This is a genomic window from Massilia solisilvae (genome assembly GCF_024753215.1).
Classification (GTDB): Bacteria; Pseudomonadota; Gammaproteobacteria; order Burkholderiales; family Burkholderiaceae_D; genus Telluria; species Telluria solisilvae.
Genome location: NZ_JANUGV010000007.1, coordinates 118,461 through 136,892, shown reverse-complemented (window position 1 = coordinate 136,892; position 18,432 = coordinate 118,461). Strand labels below are relative to the sequence as shown.

Annotated in this window: 13 protein-coding genes; 4 read left to right on the top strand and 9 right to left on the bottom strand. The window is 64.6% G+C overall.

Annotated elements, in window-relative coordinates; genetic code table 11:
* Window positions 1-42: 42 nt before the first annotated feature.
* The 5 genes from NX773_RS20270 to NX773_RS20250 all read right to left on the bottom strand — a co-directional run bounded on the left by NX773_RS20270 (window position 43) and on the right by NX773_RS20250 (window position 6,907).
* On the bottom strand, window positions 43-2,118 hold the full coding sequence (locus tag NX773_RS20270) for a M13 family metallopeptidase (RefSeq protein ID WP_258858088.1): 2,076 nt from the start codon (window positions 2,116-2,118) through the stop codon (window positions 43-45).
* Between the two features lie 180 nt (window positions 2,119-2,298).
* Window positions 2,299-2,829: a porin family protein gene (locus tag NX773_RS20265; protein WP_258858087.1), complete on the bottom strand. Its 531-nt coding sequence runs from the start codon at window positions 2,827-2,829 to the stop codon at window positions 2,299-2,301.
* A gap of 190 nt (window positions 2,830-3,019) precedes the next feature.
* Window positions 3,020-3,514 carry an outer membrane beta-barrel protein gene (locus NX773_RS20260; RefSeq protein ID WP_258858086.1) on the bottom strand — a complete coding sequence of 165 codons (495 nt, stop codon included), beginning with the start codon at window positions 3,512-3,514 and terminating at the stop codon, window positions 3,020-3,022.
* A 181-nt stretch (window positions 3,515-3,695) separates the two neighbouring features.
* Entirely contained in the window at window positions 3,696-5,471 is a 1,776-nt protein-coding gene (locus tag NX773_RS20255; RefSeq protein WP_258858085.1) for a M56 family metallopeptidase, read from the bottom strand.
* Between the two features lie 329 nt (window positions 5,472-5,800).
* Entirely contained in the window at window positions 5,801-6,907 is a 1,107-nt protein-coding gene (locus tag NX773_RS20250; protein WP_258858084.1) for an S-(hydroxymethyl)glutathione dehydrogenase/class III alcohol dehydrogenase, read from the bottom strand.
* Between the two features lie 358 nt (window positions 6,908-7,265).
* Here NX773_RS20250 and NX773_RS20245 point away from each other — a divergent pair, with 358 nt between their 5' ends.
* Together NX773_RS20245 and NX773_RS20240 are read left to right on the top strand one after the other, a co-directional pair.
* Window positions 7,266-8,840: a S8 family serine peptidase gene (locus tag NX773_RS20245; RefSeq protein WP_258858083.1), complete on the top strand. Its 1,575-nt coding sequence runs from the start codon at window positions 7,266-7,268 to the stop codon at window positions 8,838-8,840.
* A gap of 122 nt (window positions 8,841-8,962) precedes the next feature.
* Entirely contained in the window at window positions 8,963-10,231 is a 1,269-nt protein-coding gene (locus tag NX773_RS20240; RefSeq protein ID WP_258858082.1) for an MFS transporter, read from the top strand.
* A gap of 115 nt (window positions 10,232-10,346) precedes the next feature.
* On the opposite strand, the gene NX773_RS20235 is transcribed toward NX773_RS20240, so the two are convergent.
* Entirely contained in the window at window positions 10,347-10,796 is a 450-nt protein-coding gene (locus NX773_RS20235; RefSeq protein WP_258858201.1) for a carboxymuconolactone decarboxylase family protein, read from the bottom strand.
* Between the two features lie 382 nt (window positions 10,797-11,178).
* On the opposite strand from NX773_RS20235, the gene NX773_RS20230 reads away from it, so the two are divergent.
* Both NX773_RS20230 and NX773_RS20225 read left to right on the top strand, forming a co-directional pair.
* Window positions 11,179-13,977, top strand: a complete 2,799-nt coding sequence (locus NX773_RS20230; protein WP_258858081.1) for a valine--tRNA ligase — start codon at window positions 11,179-11,181, stop codon at window positions 13,975-13,977.
* Window positions 13,978-14,239: 262 nt separating this feature from the next.
* Window positions 14,240-14,686, top strand: a complete 447-nt coding sequence (locus NX773_RS20225) for a DUF2147 domain-containing protein (protein WP_258858080.1) — start codon at window positions 14,240-14,242, stop codon at window positions 14,684-14,686.
* A 142-nt stretch (window positions 14,687-14,828) separates the two neighbouring features.
* On the opposite strand, the gene NX773_RS20220 is transcribed toward NX773_RS20225, so the two are convergent.
* The 3 genes from NX773_RS20220 to NX773_RS20210 are packed head-to-tail and all read right to left on the bottom strand — an operon-like array spanning window position 14,829 to window position 18,367.
* Window positions 14,829-15,434, bottom strand: coding sequence for a response regulator transcription factor (locus NX773_RS20220; protein ID WP_258858079.1), 606 nt, complete (start codon window positions 15,432-15,434; stop codon window positions 14,829-14,831).
* Entirely contained in the window at window positions 15,431-16,534 is a 1,104-nt protein-coding gene (locus NX773_RS20215) for a sensor histidine kinase (RefSeq protein ID WP_258858078.1), read from the bottom strand. Before NX773_RS20215 ends, NX773_RS20220 begins: the two co-directional genes overlap by 4 nt.
* 30 nt (window positions 16,535-16,564) lie before the next feature.
* The gene (locus tag NX773_RS20210; protein WP_258858077.1) at window positions 16,565-18,367 is read right to left on the bottom strand and encodes a CIA30 family protein; all 1,803 of its coding nucleotides are present in this window, start codon (window positions 18,365-18,367) and stop codon (window positions 16,565-16,567) included.
* Window positions 18,368-18,432: the final 65 nt, after the last annotated feature.

Here is an 18,432-nt window from a genome sequence, read left to right as displayed (position 1 = left end):
CCTCCTGCATCAGTAGTTATCCATTGTCCCGCTCAGCCCTGCTTACCAAACCCGGCAGCGCTTCTCCTTGACCATCGCCTGCCCCGGCTTGCACTGGAACGCCTCCTGGAACTGCGGCATGTTTACCAAAAGGCCATTGACGCGGTAGCGGCCCGGCGAGTGCGGGTCGGTCATCGCGTGCACGCGCTGGTTCTCGGGGCGGTCGTTCTCGCACGCCCACTGCGCGTAGCCGACGAAGAAGCGCTGCTCCGGCGTCAGGCCATCGCGCAGCGGCTGCGCCTGCTGCGGCATGGTCGCCATTTGCTCTTTCCACGCCATCCAGCCCAGGATCAGGCCGCCCAGGTCGGCCACGTCCTCGCCCAGCGTCAGCTTGCTGTTGATCTTGATGTCGTCCACCACCGTGTACTGCGCGTACTGGTCCACGATGCACTGGGCGCGCTCTTCAAATTCCTTGGCGTCCTTCTTGGTCCACCAGTCCTTCAGGTTGCCGTTGGCGTCGAACTGACGGCCCTCGTCGTCGAAGGCGTGGGTCAGTTCGTGGCCGATGGTGCCGCCGGTGTTACCGTAGTTCGGCGCGTCATCCATCTTCGGATCGAACAGCGGCGGCTGCAGCACGCCGGCCGGGAAGTTGATGTCGTTCATCTGCGGGTTGAAGTAGGCATTCACCGTCGGCGGCGTCATGCCCCACTCGCTGCGGTCGAGCGGCTTGCCGATCTTGGCCAGGTGGCGCTTCACTTCGAACACATTGCCGCGCACCACGTTGCCGGCGAAGTCATCGGGTTTCACGGTGTATGCCGTGTAGTCGCGCCACTTGTCCGGGTAGCCGATCTTGTTCACGATTGCAGCCAGCTTCTGCTGCGCACGCTTTTTCGTCTCCGGGCTCATCCAGTCGAGCGAGTCGATGTCCTTCTTCATCGCTTCCTCGACCTGGCGCGTCATGTGCAGCGACTTGGCCTTGAGCTCCGGCGAGAACGCGCGGCTGACGAATTCCTGGCCCAGCGCTTCGCCCAGCTGGGTGTCCACCAGGCGCACGCAGCGCTTCCAGCGCGGCGGCTGCTGCTGGACACCGCGCAGCGTCTTGCTGAAGAACGCGAAGTTCTCCTTGTCGAAGCTCGACGACAGCGCAGGCGCCAGCGCGTGCATCACGTGCCAGCGCAGGTAGGTCTGGATCGCAGCCAGGTCGTTGCTGCGCAGCTGCTTGGCGAATTCCTTGAAGAATCCCGGCTCGGTCACGTTGAAATTGTTCAGCTTTGGCTCGCCCAGCGCGGCCAGGTAGGCGTGCCAGTCAAAGCCCGGGGTCAGGGCCTGCAGGCCCTTGCCATTCATCTTGTGGAACAGCTTGTAGGGGTTGCGCTTGTCCACGCGCGACAGCGATGCCTTGGCCAGCGCCGTCTCGATCTGCATCACCTTGGCGGCCGAGCGCTGCGCCTGCTCGGGCATCTCGCCGGACAGCTGGAACATGCTGGCCACGTGCGCCACGTATTTCTCGCGGATTTCCTTCGATTTGGCGTCGTCCTTCAGGTAGGAGTCGCGGTCCGGCAGGCCCAGGCCGCCGGCGCCGGCAAACGCGATCACGCGGGTGGCGTCGGCAAAATCCTGGCCGGAGTCAAAGCCGAAGAAGAAACCTTCATCGGCCAGATCCATGTGCAGTGCGGCCAGCACGGCCGGCAAGTCGCGCGTGGAACGCATCGCCGCGATGCGCTCGAAGTACGGCTTGAGCGGCGCGGCGCCGCGTTGTTCGATCGCCGCCTCGTCCATGCAGGCGCCGAAGTAGTCGCCGATCTTTTGCTGGGTCGCGTTGCGCCCTTCCTTCTTGCTGGCCAGTTCGTCCAGCACGCCCCACAGGAAGCGCTGGTTGTCCTGCGCCAGCTTGCCATACACCGACCAGCGCGCCTGGTCGGCCGGGATCGGATTGTTCTTCATCCAGCCGCCGCAGGCGTACTGGTAGAAGTCTTCGCACGGGTTGGCGCTCTTGTCCATCGAGCTCACGTCCAGCCCCGGCGTGTACGGGAATGCGGTGGCAGGACGATCGGGCTGGGCAGGCGCCGTCTGCGCGACGGCAACAGCGCCGGCACCGGCGACAGTCAGGGAAAATGCAAGGCGAATGAGGTGGCGCATGAAGGCTCCGGAAGGCGGGAACAATGCGCACGCATTCCGGCGCGTGGGAGCGGCGGGAGCGTACGCGCGAATGGGGCGTATGCTGCCACACAATTATTTGATCGGCAATATTGACTGCGCCGTCGAACAAAAAGGGCGGCAGCCCTGCGGCCGCCGCCCTTCTACGTTGGCGCCTCGACGTCAGAACGCGTAATGCACGCCTGCGCTGAGGTTCTTGACGCCGCTTTGCGGACGCTGCAATTCAAGTCGGGCCGACACCTTCTCGGTCAGTTTGTAGCTTGCGCCCACGCCCAGCAGCAGATGGGTGTCCTCGTCACGGAGTTGGAAATCAGGAACCCCCGGCTGGCCCACGGCCTTGAAGCTGACCTTGTTCACGATGTGGCTGGCGCCAACACGGCCGAACACGCTCAGCTTTTCGTTGACCGGCAGCGAACCGATGACCGACAGCGAATACTGGTCCGAGCGCAGGGACCTCCACGGGTCATCATAACTGGACAGGCGGCGCGCTCCGGCTTCGACCGCGAAGTTCTGGTTGACGTTGTAACCCAGGTAGGCGCCGTAGCTGCTGCGCGTGTTCGAATAATCATCGTTCTTGGTCACCCCGGCCTCCACGCCGGCGTAGAACGGATTGGTCACCGGCTCGGCGGCGTAGGACGCCGCGCTGAGCCCCAGGCCCGCCAACATGGTTGCTGCGATAAATTGCTTGATCATGAAACCCTCTTTCAGTTGTGTTGTAAGAATCGATCGTCGCAACCAGTCGTTATCGATTTAACTAGTTGCTGACGTGAAATTTACCAGAGGGATCGAGCAACCAGACAATCGGTCACAAACTCTTACATTCTCTCGGGAACAAAAAAAGGGGCGCCGCAGCACCCCTTCCCTTTGCTTCGATCGTCGCAGCTTAGAAAGCGTACGAGATGCCTGCGCTCAGGTTCAGCACGTCGCTGTGCGGACGCTGCAGTTCGACGCGGCCGCTGATGTTGCTGTCAAAGTCATACTTCACGCCAACGCCCAGCAGGAGACCCGAGGTATTGTCGGAAACGCTGCCGTATTTGCCCATCTCGACCTTGGCGTTCAGGCGGTTGTAGCCCACGCGGCCGTACACGCTGGTCGCGGCGTTGACCGGCAGGCTGCCGATGGCCGACACGGCGATCTGGTCCATGCGAGCCTCGTTCCAGTCCTGGGTGTCGGACCAGAGGCGGCGCACGCCGACCTCGCCGGCGAAATTCTGGTTGAAATTGTAGCCAACGAAGGCGCCGTAGCTGACCTGGTTGGAATCGCCCTTGATGTGGGTCGCGCCGACGTCAACACCGGCGTAGGTGGTGCCCGGACCGGCAGCTTGCGACGAAGCAGCCAGGGTCGCCAGGGCGGCGGCAGCGAGGATTTTCTTGATCATGATGAGTTTCCTAAGATGAATTTTCAGAACCGTTGCAGCCCAGTTTTTCGTATGAGGACTGGATTGCCAACCGGCAATGATAACCCATCAACTGACTGTTCGATAGCTCGATGACAATTTGTTACACGGTGGAATCAATGAAACGTGACAGCCGCCGGGCGCCTGCCACGTCAACCTGGACTCAGCCCTTGGCCGTGGTAAGCGGCACCGGCCGGGCCAGGCCTTTTTCGCGCGATTCACGGATCAACTGGCGCACCACCTGGTCGGCGGTCTTGCTCTCCTGCTCCATCTGCTTGCCGAGCGCGCCCATCTGGTGGCCCAATTCATCCATCGGCTTGCTCGCCTCGCGCATGCGCCGGCCCAGGTCGTCCATGGCCGCGTGCGCCTGGCGCTGGTCCTGTTTCTCCGCATGCTGGCGGAACTGCTTGCCCTCGGCGTCCATTTTCTTGCCGAGCTCACGCATCTGCTGTGACACACGGTCGCGCTCCGCACCATCCGTACTCGCCAACCTGGCGCCGAGATCTCCCATCCGGGCGCCCATTTCGTTCATTTTTCGCTCGAACTCGCGCGTGGCTTGCTGGTCGGGCTGGACGCGTGCAACCGACTGCTCCATCTCGCGGCCGAGCGCTTCCATCTTCTTGCTGTGCTCGTCCATCTGCCTGCCGTACACGTCCATTTGCTCGCCGAGCCGGTCCACCGGCGCCCAGGCCGCATTGGCGCGTGCCAGGATGTCCGGGTCCTGCACGACCCAGGCCTGGCCGCCGTCGCGGAACCACAGGAATTGGCCGTGCATGTTCTTCTTGACCGCTTCGATTTCGCTCCAGTCCACGCTGTCGCCGTTCATGTTGGTGCCGCGGTCGGTATCGCGCACCAGGGCATACGCGCCATCCTTGCTGGGGCCGGCGTGGCGCTTAAACGCCTTCGCCGCGGGCGCCGTGTCCGACGCTGCCAGCGCGGTGGATGTGTGGGCGTAGAGCGCGGCGCACGCGGCCAGGCCCAGGATGGGCAGCGCCAGCTTCCAGTTCAGCGGTTCGGACTCGGGGCGAACCAGGCGTTTGATGCGAGACATAAGATTTCCTCCATGTGCTGCATGGGCAAGTTGCGGGGTGGTGAGCCGGAACAGGTCCAGCTCGGACAGTGCAAGTGCCAGGCGCCGCGGTTCGCCGAGCGTGCTTGCGGCTAAATCGTCTGCGATCTGTTCGCGCTCGGTACGAATCCGCTTCGACAGCCACCACACGGCCGGGTGGTAGAACAGCAGGATTTCGATCGCGCTCTGGATCAGGTTGACCAGGTAATCAAGGCGGCGCACATGCGCCAGTTCATGCGCCAGCAGCGCTTCCAGCAACTCGGGCGGCATGCCTGACACCAGCGATGCCGGCACCAGCACGACCGGACGCCACCAGCCCGCCGTCACCGGGCTGGCCAGGTCGTCCACCAGGCCAAGCGTGACGCGCCGGCCCACGCCGATCGCGCGCGCCAGCCGGTCCAGGCGCGCCTGCCAGGCCGGGTCGCGCCGATAATGGCCGGGCCGGCACAGCCTGCGCACCCACACCAGGCCAAGCAGCATGCGCAGCGCCAGCACGCCGGCGCCGCAAGCCCAGCAGAAGATCACGAGCGGCAACCGCTGCTGGAGCATGCCTTCCCACGACGCAAGCTGCCCGGCGGGTAGGGCCAGCACCGGGGCGGCATGCAGGACGGCGGCGTCCGCCAGTGCAAGCGGCAAGCTGCTGGCCGTGGCCGACTGCGCGGCAAGCACCCGTTGCAGCGTGCCGGCCACCGGCAGCGCCGCACACAGCAGCAGCGCCACGCACGCCACGGCGTAGCGCGCCTGCGGGGATGCCTTGCGCAGCAGCGCCAGCAGCAAGGCGGCGATCCAGCCCACCAGCATGCCCTGCCACACGAAGTCGAGCAGCGCCCAGCCCAGGCTGGGAACGATGGAGGACAGCAAGCGGCTCATCGGCGCTGCCCTTTCTGCTCAAGGCGGTGCTGGTTCATGTGGTCTCCGTTGTTGTGGAATCCAGATTAAAAGGTCTAGATAATTTTGTCTAGAACTTTTTATCTACTTGCTGGCGGGCGCATGCCGCCGATGACAACTCTAGGAAAATGCGTGGGAGGGTGCTACCGGGGTGCGACAGGCTGCAGGAAAAGCGGAACAGGCGACAAAAACGCGCGCCTGGACCGTCGTACCGGCGAACGCCGGTACCCATGCTCAATGGAGCGGAGCCGCGTGCCGCACCAACTCAGCATGGGTCCCGGCCTGCGCCGGGACGACGGGGAATGGATGCGTCAGTAGACCACGACCGAACGGATCGACTCGCCGGCCTTCATCAGGTCGAAGCCCTTGTTGATCTGGTCGAGCGTGAGGTGGTGGGTGATCAGGTCGTCGATGTTGATCTTGCCTTCCATGTACCAGTCGACGATCTTGGGCACATCGGTGCGCCCGCGCGCGCCGCCGAAGGCCGAGCCCTTCCACTGGCGTCCCGTGACGAGCTGGAACGGACGGGTCGAGATTTCCTTGCCCGCCTCCGCCACGCCGATGATGATCGACTGGCCCCAGCCCTTGTGGCAGCACTCGAGCGCCTGGCGCATCACCTGCACGTTGCCGATGCACTCGAAGCTGTAGTCGGCGCCGCCGTCGGTGAGCTGAACGATGGTGTCCACCACGTTCTCTTCCTTGAGCGGGTTGACGAAGTGCGTCATGCCGAACTTGCGCGCCATCTCTTCGCGCCCCGGGTTGATGTCCACGCCGATGATCTTGTCGGCGCCGACCATGCGCGCCGCCTGGATCACGTTCAAGCCAATGCCGCCCAGGCCGAACACCACCACGTTGGCGCCCGCCTCCACCTTGGCAGTGAAGATCACCGCGCCGATGCCGGTGGTGACGCCGCAACCGATGTAGCACACCTTGTCGAACGGCGCGTCGGAACGGATCTTGGCCACCGCGATCTCCGGCACCACGATGTAGTTGGAGAAGGTGGACGTGCCCATGTAGTGGAAGATCGGCTTGCCGTCGAGGTGGAAGCGCGTGGTCGCGTCGGGCATCAGGCCGCGCCCCTGGGTGCTGCGGATCGCCTGGCACAGGTTGGTCTTTTGCGACAGGCAGAACTTGCACTGGCGGCACTCGGGCGTGTACAGCGGGATCACGTGGTCGCCGGTGCGCAGGCTCTTCACGTTCGGGCCCACGTCCACCACCACGCCGGCGCCCTCATGGCCCAGGATTGCGGGGAATATGCCTTCCGGGTCGGCGCCGGACAGGGTGTAGTAATCGGTGTGGCAAATGCCGGTGGCCTTGACCTCGATGAGGACTTCGCCCTCGCGCGGGCCTTCCAGGTCCACTTCCTCGATCGTCAGCGGCTGGCCCGCCTTCCACGCAATCGCTGCCTTGGTTTTCATGTGTTCTTCCTCTTCAGACGCGGACACTGCCGCTGGGGTTTGCCATGATATCAAGCCAGGAAAAGCCGCGCTTCGAACACGCGCAAATGCGTGTCCGCCAAGGCCGCTCACCCGCCGTGCATCCTGCTCGCGGCCGCGCGAAAAATATAGCACGCGCCTGCCGAACTCAGCGGTTTCAACAGTGCAGGCCCACCACATAACAACAGTTCTCGCGCACGCTTGAACCTGCAATTGCGCAGCCAGAACCTTTCCAAATAGACTAGATCGGTTGCATGCATATGCGGCAACGGCTGCAACAAGAGCACGCGGGCAAAGAACCGCGGCGATAACGATAGGCTTACATACGGAGAAAAGTAGAATGACCAAACACGACACTCGCGCATCAAAAACCCTGGGACTTTGCCTGGCCGCGCTTGCCGCAGGCGTGATCGGCAATGCTTCCGCCGCGGCGCCGGACACCACCCGTGTCATCGTTGCCTTCAAGCCTGGCGCCGCCGCCAGCATTCGCTCCGCCGTTGCCGCCGCCCACGGCAACGTCAAGCTCGAGATCTTCGGCATGAACGCGATGGCGGTCGAAGTGCCGACCACCGCGCTCAAGGGCCTGGACAACAATCCGAACGTCGAATACATCGAGGAAGACGTGGTGCGCAAGCCCTTCGCGCTGACCACGCCGTCGACCGGCACGCCGTATGCGAGCGGCCAGCTGGTCCCGTACGGCATCAAGCTGGTGCAGGCCGACCAGCTGCCGGACACCAACGCCGGCAACCGCAAGATCTGCATCATCGACTCCGGCGTGGACTTCAGCCATGAAGACCTGAAGGACAACGGCAGCAACGTGACCGGCGAATACGACTCGGGCACCGGCTGGTGGTACACCGACGAGACCCACCACGGCACCCACGTGTTCGGCACCATCGCGGCGGTGAACCAGAGCGGCGTGGGCGTGGTCGGCGTGAACCCGAACAAGGCACTCAAACTGCATATCGTGAAGGTGTTCGGCGCCAACGGCGCCTGGACCTACTCGTCCACGCTGGCCAGCGCCGCCAACAAGTGCGGCTCGGCCGGCGCCAACGTCATCACCATGTCGCTCGGCGGCGGCTCCAAGAGCATCACCGAACAGCGCGCCTTCGACAGCCTGCAGACCAAGGGCGTGCTCTCGATCGCCGCAGCCGGCAACAGCGGCAACGCCACCACCTCCTACCCGGCCGGCTACGGCAGCGTGATGTCGGTGGCGGCGGTGGACGAGAACAAGGCCTACGCGTCGTTCTCGCAGTACAACAACGACGTCGAGATTTCCGGCCCGGGCGTGTCCGTGCTGTCGACCGTGCCGATGGGCACCGGCGAGGATTCGTCGCTGTCGGTCGGCACGACCAGTTACGGCTCGTCGTTCCCGATGGACGGCTCGCCGCAACAGACCGCGACCGCCCCGCTGGCTGACTTCGGCATCGGCGACACGGTCAACACCGCCGTCTCCGGCAAGGTCTGCCTGATCCAGCGCGGCACCGTGGACTTCGCGACCAAGGTCACCAACTGCCAGAACAGCGGCGGCGTGGGCGCGATCATCTACAACAACGCGGCCGGCAGCTTCTCGGGCACGCTCAACGGTACCGTGACCAGCATCCCGTCGGTCTCGGCGTCGGACACCGACGGCGCCGCGATGAAGGCGCAGCTGGGCCAGAGTGCAACCGTGGCGGTCAAGGCATCGAACTACGCCTACTTCGACGGCACCTCGATGGCAACCCCGCACGTGTCCGCGGTGGCCGCGCTGGTGTGGAGCTACTTCCCGACCTGCACCGGCAGCCAGATCCGCACCTCGCTGAACAACAGCGCGCTGGACCTGGGCGCCGCCGGCCGCGACGTCCACTACGGCTACGGCCTGGTGCAAGCCAAGGCCGCCTACGACCGCATCAAGTCGCTGGGCTGCGGCAAGTAAGCACGTCTCGCATCGCGAACCAAGGGCGTCTCAGGACGCCCTTTTTTTGTTGGTGGCAAGCGCGCCAAATATTGTTCGCATACAATCTTCAGCTCCAAGAGAACTGCAGAACGGGACCTGAAGTGACTGACAAGACCAACGGTGGCTGGTATTTCGGATGGAACATTGTGATCGCCGCCACCCTGCTGACCCTGCTCACGGTCGGCCTGCGCCTGGGCATTGGCCCGTTCTTCATCCCGATGGCGACCAGCCTCGGCTTTTCCCGCAGCGACCTGTCGGCGATTATCGCCATCGGCATGCTGTTCTATGGCGCGGGCATGCCGCTGGCCGGCTACCTGGCCGGGCGCTACAGCACCCGCTCGGTGCTGCTCGCCGGCACCGCCATCGTCGTCGGTTCGGTGCTGTGGACGGTCGTCGCGCGCACGCCGCTGACCCTGCTGCTGTCGTTCGGGGTTCTGCTGTCCATCGGGCTGGCCTTCACCAGCCAGGTGGCGTTGACGCCGGTGATCAGCCGCTGGTTCACGCGCCAGCGCGGCATGGCGCTGTTTTTCGTGTCGAGCGGCTCGATGGCCGGCATTGCGATCCTCACGCCGCTGTTCTCGCTGGCCATCCGCATGATCGGCTGGCAGAACACCTTGCTGGCCTTTGCCGCCGTGTTTGCCCTGATCGCCGTGCCCGCGGCCCTGTTCATCATCCGTGACGAGGCCCCCGAGCACACCGACCTGCTGCCGGGCCAAATCATGCCCGCTGCCACGGCCGCGCCGGCGCCCAGCCTGACGCTCGGCGAGGCGGTGCGCACCGCGCCGTTCTGGAAGGTGTCGGCTGGCCTGTTCGCCTGCGGCTTCAGCATGAACCTGCTCGGCACGCACGGTGTTCCGATGCTGATGGACCACGGCTTTGATGCCACCACCGCCGCCTTTGGCATCGGCATGATCGGCATCGTCGCCATTTTCGGCACCCAGATGTTGGGGCGCGTGGCCGACAAACTGCCGCGCAAGAACATCCTGGCGACGATCTACTTCGTGCGCGGGCTCGGCTTCTTTGCGCTGCTGCTGGTGGGAACGCACTTCGAGCTGTACGCGGCCGCCGCGATCGGCGGCCTGGTGTGGGCCGGCAGCGTGGCGACGTCGTCGGCCATCATCGCGGACGTGTACGGCGTGCGCCTGGTTGGCGTGCTGTACGGTTACGCCTACCTGCTGCACCAGGTTGGCGCGATGATCAGCTCGTGGCTGGGCGGCTGGGGCTACGAGCGTTTCGGCTCGCACTGGGTTGCGTTCGGCGCGGCTGGCGTGCTGCTGCTGCTTGCTGCGGCAATTTCGCTCAAGCTGCCCAACAAGGGCTTCCAGTTGACGGGAGCACCGCTGACTGCGCGACTCCCTGCTGACGCCTGATTCGACGCCGGACTGTGTCGTCATCGGGCATCCGAATCATCAAGGGCCAGGACGTGTTACTGCGCTACCCAATTCAACACCCAAAGCGCGCGAGGATGCTCCCCGCCGGAACTCTTCAAGCTCTAGCACGTGGTTTCAAACGGAAGCTAATACCCATGCGATTGATCGCATTCATGGCGGCGATCACGATGGTCAGTTCGACCAGGGCCTTTTCGCCAAATGCGGTTGATGCCGCCGAGTATGCCTCATCCGAAGCATGAGTTTCGCTCACTCGTGTTACCTCTTCCGTCCATGCGAGGGCCGCACGCTCCTGGTCCGAAAACAAATACTCGACCTCTTCCCACACCGGCACCAGTACAATCTTGTCAATAGACATCCCGTGTTTGATGAGATCGCGGGTGTGGACGTCGATACAGTGTGCGCAACCATTTAATTGCGAAACCCTGAGAAAGACAAGGTGAATGAGCTCGGGTTCCAGACCTGTCCCCGTCGTTGCGTAGTGGTGCAGCGCTCCCAGCGCCTTGGCGCCTTCCTGCGAGACTTGAAACCAGTTTGCGCGATTCATTGTTCGTACTTCCTTTCGTGAGGTGATTGGTCGTGTGGCTGGCAGACCTGCCCGCCGCTCTTTACAAGACGTGCAGCCTTGTCTTGTTGTGACAAACACCGATGGATTCGTCGCGACGGCCGGTGCTGGATCGTCCAGAGGCAGCGCATCCACGAGGCAGTCCTCCGACAGCTGCGCGAGCACGACCAGATCATGTGGGATCAAGCGAGCGTTGACGCTGCCAATGTGCCCGGCCATGCGGGTGGCGAGCATCCCCGCCGAAACCCGTGCGATATCGCTGCCCCAGCTCAACCGCAGGCCAGGCAAGGGGACCACGCAGGCAACCGACCTTCCGGCCGGTCATCTATAATGGTTCTTTTCGCCAAATTTAGACGCCACCACCATGGAATTAGCCAAGTCTTTCGAGCCAGCCGACATTGAACAGTTCTGGCGCAGCGAGTGGGAAAAGCGCGGTTACTTCACCGGCACCACCGATCCGTCCAAGCCTTCGTTCAGCATCCAGCTGCCGCCACCGAACGTGACGGGCACCCTGCACATGGGCCACGCGTTCAACCAGACCATCATGGATGGCCTGACCCGCTACTACCGCATGCGCGGCCATAACACGGCCTGGATCCCGGGCACCGACCACGCCGGTATCGCCACCCAGATCGTGGTGGAGCGCCAGCTCGACGCACAAAAGATCTCGCGCCACGACCTGGGCCGCGAGGAATTCGTCAAGCGCGTCTGGGAGTGGAAGGAAAAGTCCGGCAACACCATCACCGGCCAGATGCGCCGCCTTGGGGCATCTGCCGACTGGAGCCGCGAATACTTCACGATGGATGAAACGCGCTCGGAAGTGGTGGCGGAAGTGTTCGTGCGCCTGTACGAGCAAGGCCTGATCTACCGCGGCAAGCGCCTGGTGAACTGGGACCCGAAACTGGGCACCGCCGTCTCCGACCTGGAAGTGGTGTCGGAAGAAGAAGACGGCTCGATGTGGTACATCCGCTACCCGCTGGCCGATGGCAGCGGCTCGATCACCGTGGCCACCACCCGTCCTGAAACGATGCTCGGTGACGTGGCCGTGGCGGTGGACCCGACCGACGAGCGTTATCAGCCGCTGCACGGCAAGATGATCAGGCTGCCGCTGACCGGCCGCGAAGTGCCGATCGTGGCCGACTCGTACGTGGACAAGGAATTCGGTACCGGCTGCGTGAAGATCACGCCGGCGCACGACTTTAACGACTACGCGCTGGGCCAGCGCCACAATCTGCCGATGATCAACGTGTTCACGCTGGACGCGAAGATCAACGACAACGCGCCGGAACAGTACCGCGGCCTGGACCGCTTTGCCGCGCGCAAGCAGATCGTGGCCGACCTGGAAGCGCAGGGCTTCCTGGAGCAGGTCAAGCCGCACAAGCTGATGGTGCCGCGCGGCGACCGCACCAACGTCATCATCGAGCCGATGCTGACCGACCAGTGGTTCGTGGCGATGTCCAAGCCGGCGCCGGAAGGCACCTTCAATCCGGGCAAGTCGATCACCGACGTGGCGCTGGAAAAAGTAGCCAGCGGCGAGATCAAGTTCGTGCCCGAAAACTGGACCACCACCTACAACCAGTGGCTGGGCAACATCCAGGACTGGTGCATCTCGCGCCAGCTGTGGTGGGGCCACCGCATCCCGGCGTGGTACGACGAGAAGGGCCACGTGTACGTTGCCCGCAGCGACGAGGAAGCCCGTGCCAAGGCGGAAGCGGCCGGCGAATTCGGCCCGCTGCACCGCGACGAGGACGTGCTCGACACCTGGTTCTCGTCGGCGCTGGTGCCGTTCTCCACCCTCGGCTGGCCGCAAGACACGCCCGACCTGCGCGCGTTCCTGCCGTCGTCGGTGCTGGTGACCGGCTTTGACATCATCTTCTTCTGGGTTGCGCGCATGGTCATGATGACCGCGCACTTCACCGGCAAGGTGCCGTTCGAGACCGTGTACGTGCACGGCCTGGTGCGCGATTCGAGCGGCCAGAAGATGTCCAAATCGAAGGGCAACACGCTCGACCCGATCGACCTGATCGACGGCATCGACGTGGAATCGCTGGTCACCAAGCGCACCACCGGCCTGATGAACCCGAAGGACGCCGACAAGATCGCCAAAGCCACCCGCAAGGAGTACCCGGAGGGCATTCCGGCGTTCGGCACCGACGCCGTACGCTTCACGATGGCGAGCTATGCTTCGCTGGGCCGCAACATCAACTTCGACCTGGGCCGCTGCGAAGGCTACCGCAACTTCTGCAACAAGCTGTGGAACGCGACCCGCTTCGTGATGATGAACACGGAGGGCAAGGACTGCGGCAAGCCGAATCCGGAAGACCTGTCCGCCGCCGACCGCTGGATCATCTCGCTGCTCAACCGGACCGAGCAGGAAGTGGCCAAGGGCTTTGACGACTACCGCTTCGATAACATCGCCTCCGCGATCTACAAGTTCGTGTGGGACGAGTACTGCGACTGGTACCTGGAAGTGGCCAAGGTCCAGGTGCAGCAAGGCACGGAAAGCCAGCAACGCGCCACCCGCCACACCCTGCTGCGCGTGCTCGAGGTGGTGCTACGCATGGCGCACCCGGTGATCCCGTTCGTCACCGAAGCACTGTGGCAGGCGATCGCGCCGCTGGCCGGCAAATCCGGCGAGACGATCATGCTGCAGCCCTACCCGGTTGCCGACGCCTCGGCCATCGACGAGAACGCCGAGCAGTGGATGGCGCAGCTCAAGGCGCTGACCGACGCGACCCGCAACCTGCGCGGCGAAATGCAGCTGGCGCCGTCGCTGCGCGTGCCGCTGATCGTCGAGCCGGGCAATGTGGACGACAAGGCGCGCATGGAAGGCTTTGCGCCGTACGTGCAGTCGCTGGGCAAGCTGTCGGAAGTGCAGATCGTGGACGCGCTGCCGGAGTCGCCCGCCGCCGTGTCGATCGTCGGCACCACCAAGCTGATGCTCAAGGTCGAGATCGACGTTGCCGCCGAGCGCGAGCGCCTGTCCAAGGAGATCGCGCGCATCGAGGGCGAGATCGCCAAGTGCAACGGCAAGCTGGGTAACGAAAGCTTCGTGGCCCGCGCGCCGGCAGCCGTTGTGGCCCAGGAGAAAGAGCGCCTGGCCAACTTCTCGGCCACCCTCGAGAAGATGCGCGAGCAGTTTGCCAAGCTGCCGGCAGCGTAAAGCAACACAACCAGCCTCAACCCGTCGTCCCCGCGCAGGCGGGGACCCATGCTGCGCTTGCATCACGGCTGCTCAGAGCTTGCCAGTTCCGCGCGCTGTCTATGGGTCCCCGCCTCCGCGGGGACGACGTTTTGTGGGTGCGGGTGTTGTTTGGTCAGCGTAACTTTCTGAGACTTTCCTCTAAATTCTGCACACACTCAATCAAGTCTGCTGAACTGTTTGCTACACTGGTTGTCACTAAAACCAAAACAGGAGACATCCAATGCGAACCCTCGTTCAAGCAGGTTTGATCGCGGCCGTACTCGCCATGCCGTCGGCATGGGCGCAATCGAATTCCCCGGTCGGCGTATGGAAGACCATCGACGACGAAACCGGCAAAGCCAAATCGCTGGTGCGCATCACCGAGAACAACGGTGAGCTCTCGGGCAAGATCGAAAAGCTGTTCCGCGAGCCGAGCGAAGACCAGAACCCCAAGTGCGACAAGTGCGAAGGCGCGCTGAAGGATCAGCCGATCGTCGGCATGACCATCCTGAACGGCCTGAAGAAGGACGATGACGTCTGGAGCGGCGGCACCGTGCTCGACCCCAAGAACGGCAAGACCTACAAGGCCAAGATCACCCTCAAGGACGGCGGCAAGAAGCTCGACATGCGCGGCTACATCGGCACCCCGCTGCTGGGCCGCACCCAGACCTGGGTCCGGGAGCAGTAGAGCATGAGCGCCCCGGCCTGCAACAGCGAAGTTCGTGACAGCAGGCCGGTGCGGTACACGGCGAGCCTGGTCGGCGGGGCTGGGGCGTGGTCTGCCGGTGCCGCGTCAGGCGCAGCAGCGCGCCAGCCACAGTCGTTCCCGCCTAGAGCCAGCCGGCGTCGCGCGCCATGCGGTAGGCTTCGATGCGGTTGCCTGCATTGAGCTTGCTGATGGCCTCGGACAGGTAGTTGCGCACGGTGCCCTCGGACAGGTGCACCTGTTTCGCGATTTCGCCGCTGGTCTTGCCCTCACCCGCCAGCCGCAGCACCTGGCGCTCGCGGTCCGACAGCGGGTCCTGGCCCGCGTTCCAGCTCTCCAGCGCCAGCTCGGGCGCAATGGCGCGGCCGCCGGCCTGCACTTGACGAATCGCGGCGGCGAGCGTGTCGGCCGGCGCGTCCTTGAGCAGGTAGCCGCGCACCCCGGCGGCCATCGCGCGGCGCAGGTAACCGCTGCGGGCAAACGTGGTCAGGATCATGACCTTGCTCGCGAACCCTTCGTCGGCCAGCTGGATGGCCAGCTCCAGGCCCGTCATCTGCGGCATTTCCACGTCGGTCAACACAATGTCCGGAAGCAGCTGGCGGCACAGCGCCAGCGCGTCCTTGCCGTTGCTGGCGGTGCCGACCACGTCGATGTCCGATTCCAGCTTGAGCAGCGCGGCCAGCGCGCCCAGCACCAGCGTCTGGTCTTCGGCAATCAGTACTCGGATCATGCAGGTTCTCCCAAAGGCAGGCGCAGTTCGAGCGTGGTGCCCGGACCGGCGGTAATCGACAGCGAACCGCCGGCAGCCGCCGCGCGCTCGTGCATGCCCGTCAGGCCATTGCCGCGCTTGAGGTCCGTGGCCTCCCGCACGCGCGCGCCGTCGTCGGCCACGCGCAGCACTGCCATGCCGTCTTCTTCCGCCAGCGCCAGCCGGCAGCGGTTCGCCTGGGCGTGCCGCACCACATTCGTGACCGCTTCGCGCAGGGCCAGCGCCAGCACGTGCTCCTTCGCCGGGGGCAGCGCCAGGCGCTGCACCTCTTCATGCAGTTCGACGTTGGCCGCAGCCAGGCTGGCACGGGCGCTCGCCAGCGCGCTGGCCAGTCCGCTCTGGCGGTAGCCGGTCACCGCCGCGCGCACCTCGGACAGCGCCTTGCGCGCAGCGGTCTCGATATCATGGATCTCGCTGCGGCAGGCCGCCACGTCGCGCTCGGCCAGCTTGCCCGCCAATTCCGCTTTCAACGCGATCATCGACAGCGAATGGCCAAGCAGGTCGTGCAGATCGCGCGAGATGCGCTCGCGCTCGGCGATGCGGGCCAGGTGCTCGACCTCTTCCTGCTTGCGCAACAGCGCCTGGCGGGTGCGCCGCAAGCTGGCTTCCGAGATCGCCGCAATGCCGACCGGCAGACCAACGACCAGCAACGGCATGAAGTAGAACAGGCGCTCCCGTGCCAGCAACAGCCCGGCGGCCACCGCAACCGCCATCACCGCTGCCAGCGTCTGGTATGCCCTGCGCTGCGGCTGCACACGCGCGCACATGGCGCCGGCAAAGATGAAGAGGTTCGAGAAGTTGTAGAAAGCCCAGATCGTGGCCAGCGCGCTGGCAAGCGCCACATACAAGAGCGCGCGTTCCCGTTCAACCCAGAAGCTATGCAAATAGATTGGCAAGAACAGCAGCGTGGTCAGTGCAATCAGCAGCACCTCCGTCCTGTCTGGCACGACGTACAGGTACTTCCACCAGACGAAACACAGGGAGAAGAGCCACATGTACGGCATCTTGCCGAACTCGGGCGGAATCCACGGCCCCTTGAGGATACGCTGTATGGTGTTCATTGTGCTTATCGTTGTTCTTGCCGTTGCGGGTCATTGGCGGACCAGGCGCACGTCGGCGATTTCGAAGTGATAGCTGCCCGGCTTGGGACCGGCGTTGAATCCTATCATGAGCAGCGCCGCCGGATCGATGCCGTCGAAGCGGCTGAACGGGATGGTCACATCGGTCCACTCGCTGCCAGCCTCGAACGGCACGCCGCGTGGAATGCTCGCGCCTTGCCACAGCATCGTCAGCTGGTAGCGCTGGCCGTCGCCGCGCACGCGAAATGCGATCGCGTTCGCGCCGGACAGGTTCGCAGGCCGCATCGGCTGCGCACCCGGCATGAACCCGGCTCCGGCCCACGGGAACGCGAAGCCCGGCTCGACCTTGGCATCGACTGCGATGAGCGCGCCCCCATTCGATTCGGACGTGGCCAGCTTGACGCTGGAGCGGCCGCCCATCATGCGGTCCTCCGAAGGCATCCAGCCGACGCCGAAGGGGCTGGCCAGTTTACCGTCGCGCACAAGGCTGATGCGCCCATCGGCCGGCAGCGCCAGCGGCGTGCCCCGTGCCTGCTGCTCCTGCGCGACATGCGCGCGCTGCTGGTCGCGCAATGCCGTCGTGCTTTCGCCGTCCTTCCACACCTCGACAATGTGGCGTGTAGCGCCGATATCGGTGAGCGGGTCGCCCTCGACCAGCACCAGGTCGGCCTTGTAGCCGTTGGCGACCTGGCCGCGCTTGCCCAGCTTGAATGCGGAGGCCGGGCCGCTGGTTGCCGCCACCAATGCTTCACGCGGCGTCAGGCCGGCATCCACCAGCGCGGCCATCTCGTGGTGCAGGCTGATGCCGTACTGCGTGCCCGGATTGCCGGCGTCGGTGCCGGCCAGGACTGGCACGCCGGCCTTGCGCAACGCGGCCGTAACCATCTTGGGCGCGGTCATCAGCTGCGGCACCGGCACGTTGCGATAACCCTCCTCGAGCGTGGCGCGCTGTTCCTTGTTCAGCAGGCCCGCGAACGAGGGCTCGTCCATCACGTCCCGCGGTTTGAGGCCCGCGATGCTCTCCAGGACCGTGAAGGTCGGGATCACGAACGCACCCTTGGCCTGCGCGAGCTGGGCGAGGCTGTCGACATCTTCTGCGCTGATCGACTTGCCGGGGAAAAGGTGCGCGAGGCCGTCGGCGCCCGCTTCCAGAGCGGCGCGTGCATTGGCCAGCGTGCTGATATGGACGACGGCCAGCTTGCCGCGGCGGTGAGCAGCGTCGATGACGGCCTTGACGGTTGCGCGGTCCAGGCTGTTGAACTTGTGCTCTCCGTAGCCATCCTCCATCACGACCTTGATGAAGTGCGAGCCCTCGGCGATGCGCGCGTCCACAAAAGCCTGCGCGTTTGCGCCGTTGGCGAGCGTCGGGATCTGAAAGCCGTATTCGGTGCCGTGGCCGCCGGGCGCCGTGACCAGCGTCCCGGCAGAGAAGAAGTCGGCCTTGTCGCGGTTGGTCCCCGCCGCCATCGCCTTCGTGGTCTGCTGCATGGCCTGGACGGAGGTGAACATGTCCACTTCGGTGGTGACGCCAAACAGGAGCGGCAGCTCGAAGTGGCGGTAGGCGTGCACGTGCGAGTCGATCAGGCCGGGCAGCAGCGTGCGTCCCTTGCCGCTCACGATGCGGGCGCCGGCGGGGGCAGCGCCGTGGTAATCGGCGTCGGCGATGACGCCATCGACCACCAGCACCGATCGGTGCTCGTGCGCGAACTTGCCATCGAAGACGCGCGCGTCCTGCACCAGAGTGGTCGAAGCCTGGGCGGCGGCGCAGGTGATGCCGGCGGCGAGCGCCAGCGCTTTCAAAGCAGTCTTGGTCATGTTTCCCTCTCGTTGTGTTCGATGCGATCAGTATCGCGAACACAACGAGAAGGCGGCAGAGGCAG

Excerpts from the sequence above, each read along its gene's own strand:
- NX773_RS20270 (WP_258858088.1), bottom strand. The coding sequence starts at position 2,118 with ATGCGCCACCTCATTCGCCTTGCATTTTCCCTGACTGTCGCCGGTGCC.
- NX773_RS20265 (WP_258858087.1), bottom strand. The coding sequence starts at position 2,829 with ATGATCAAGCAATTTATCGCAGCAACCATGTTGGCGGGCCTGGGGCTC.
- NX773_RS20260 (WP_258858086.1), bottom strand. The coding sequence starts at position 3,514 with ATGATCAAGAAAATCCTCGCTGCCGCCGCCCTGGCGACCCTGGCTGCT.
- NX773_RS20255 (WP_258858085.1), bottom strand. The coding sequence starts at position 5,471 with ATGAGCCGCTTGCTGTCCTCCATCGTTCCCAGCCTGGGCTGGGCGCTG.
- NX773_RS20250 (WP_258858084.1), bottom strand. The coding sequence starts at position 6,907 with ATGAAAACCAAGGCAGCGATTGCGTGGAAGGCGGGCCAGCCGCTGACG.
- NX773_RS20245 (WP_258858083.1), top strand. The coding sequence starts at position 7,266 with ATGACCAAACACGACACTCGCGCATCAAAAACCCTGGGACTTTGCCTG.
- NX773_RS20235 (WP_258858201.1), bottom strand. The coding sequence starts at position 10,796 with ATGAATCGCGCAAACTGGTTTCAAGTCTCGCAGGAAGGCGCCAAGGCG.
- NX773_RS20230 (WP_258858081.1), top strand. The coding sequence starts at position 11,179 with ATGGAATTAGCCAAGTCTTTCGAGCCAGCCGACATTGAACAGTTCTGG.
- NX773_RS20225 (WP_258858080.1), top strand. The coding sequence starts at position 14,240 with ATGCGAACCCTCGTTCAAGCAGGTTTGATCGCGGCCGTACTCGCCATG.
- NX773_RS20220 (WP_258858079.1), bottom strand. The coding sequence starts at position 15,434 with ATGATCCGAGTACTGATTGCCGAAGACCAGACGCTGGTGCTGGGCGCG.
- NX773_RS20215 (WP_258858078.1), bottom strand. The coding sequence starts at position 16,534 with ATGAACACCATACAGCGTATCCTCAAGGGGCCGTGGATTCCGCCCGAG.
- NX773_RS20210 (WP_258858077.1), bottom strand. The coding sequence starts at position 18,367 with ATGACCAAGACTGCTTTGAAAGCGCTGGCGCTCGCCGCCGGCATCACC.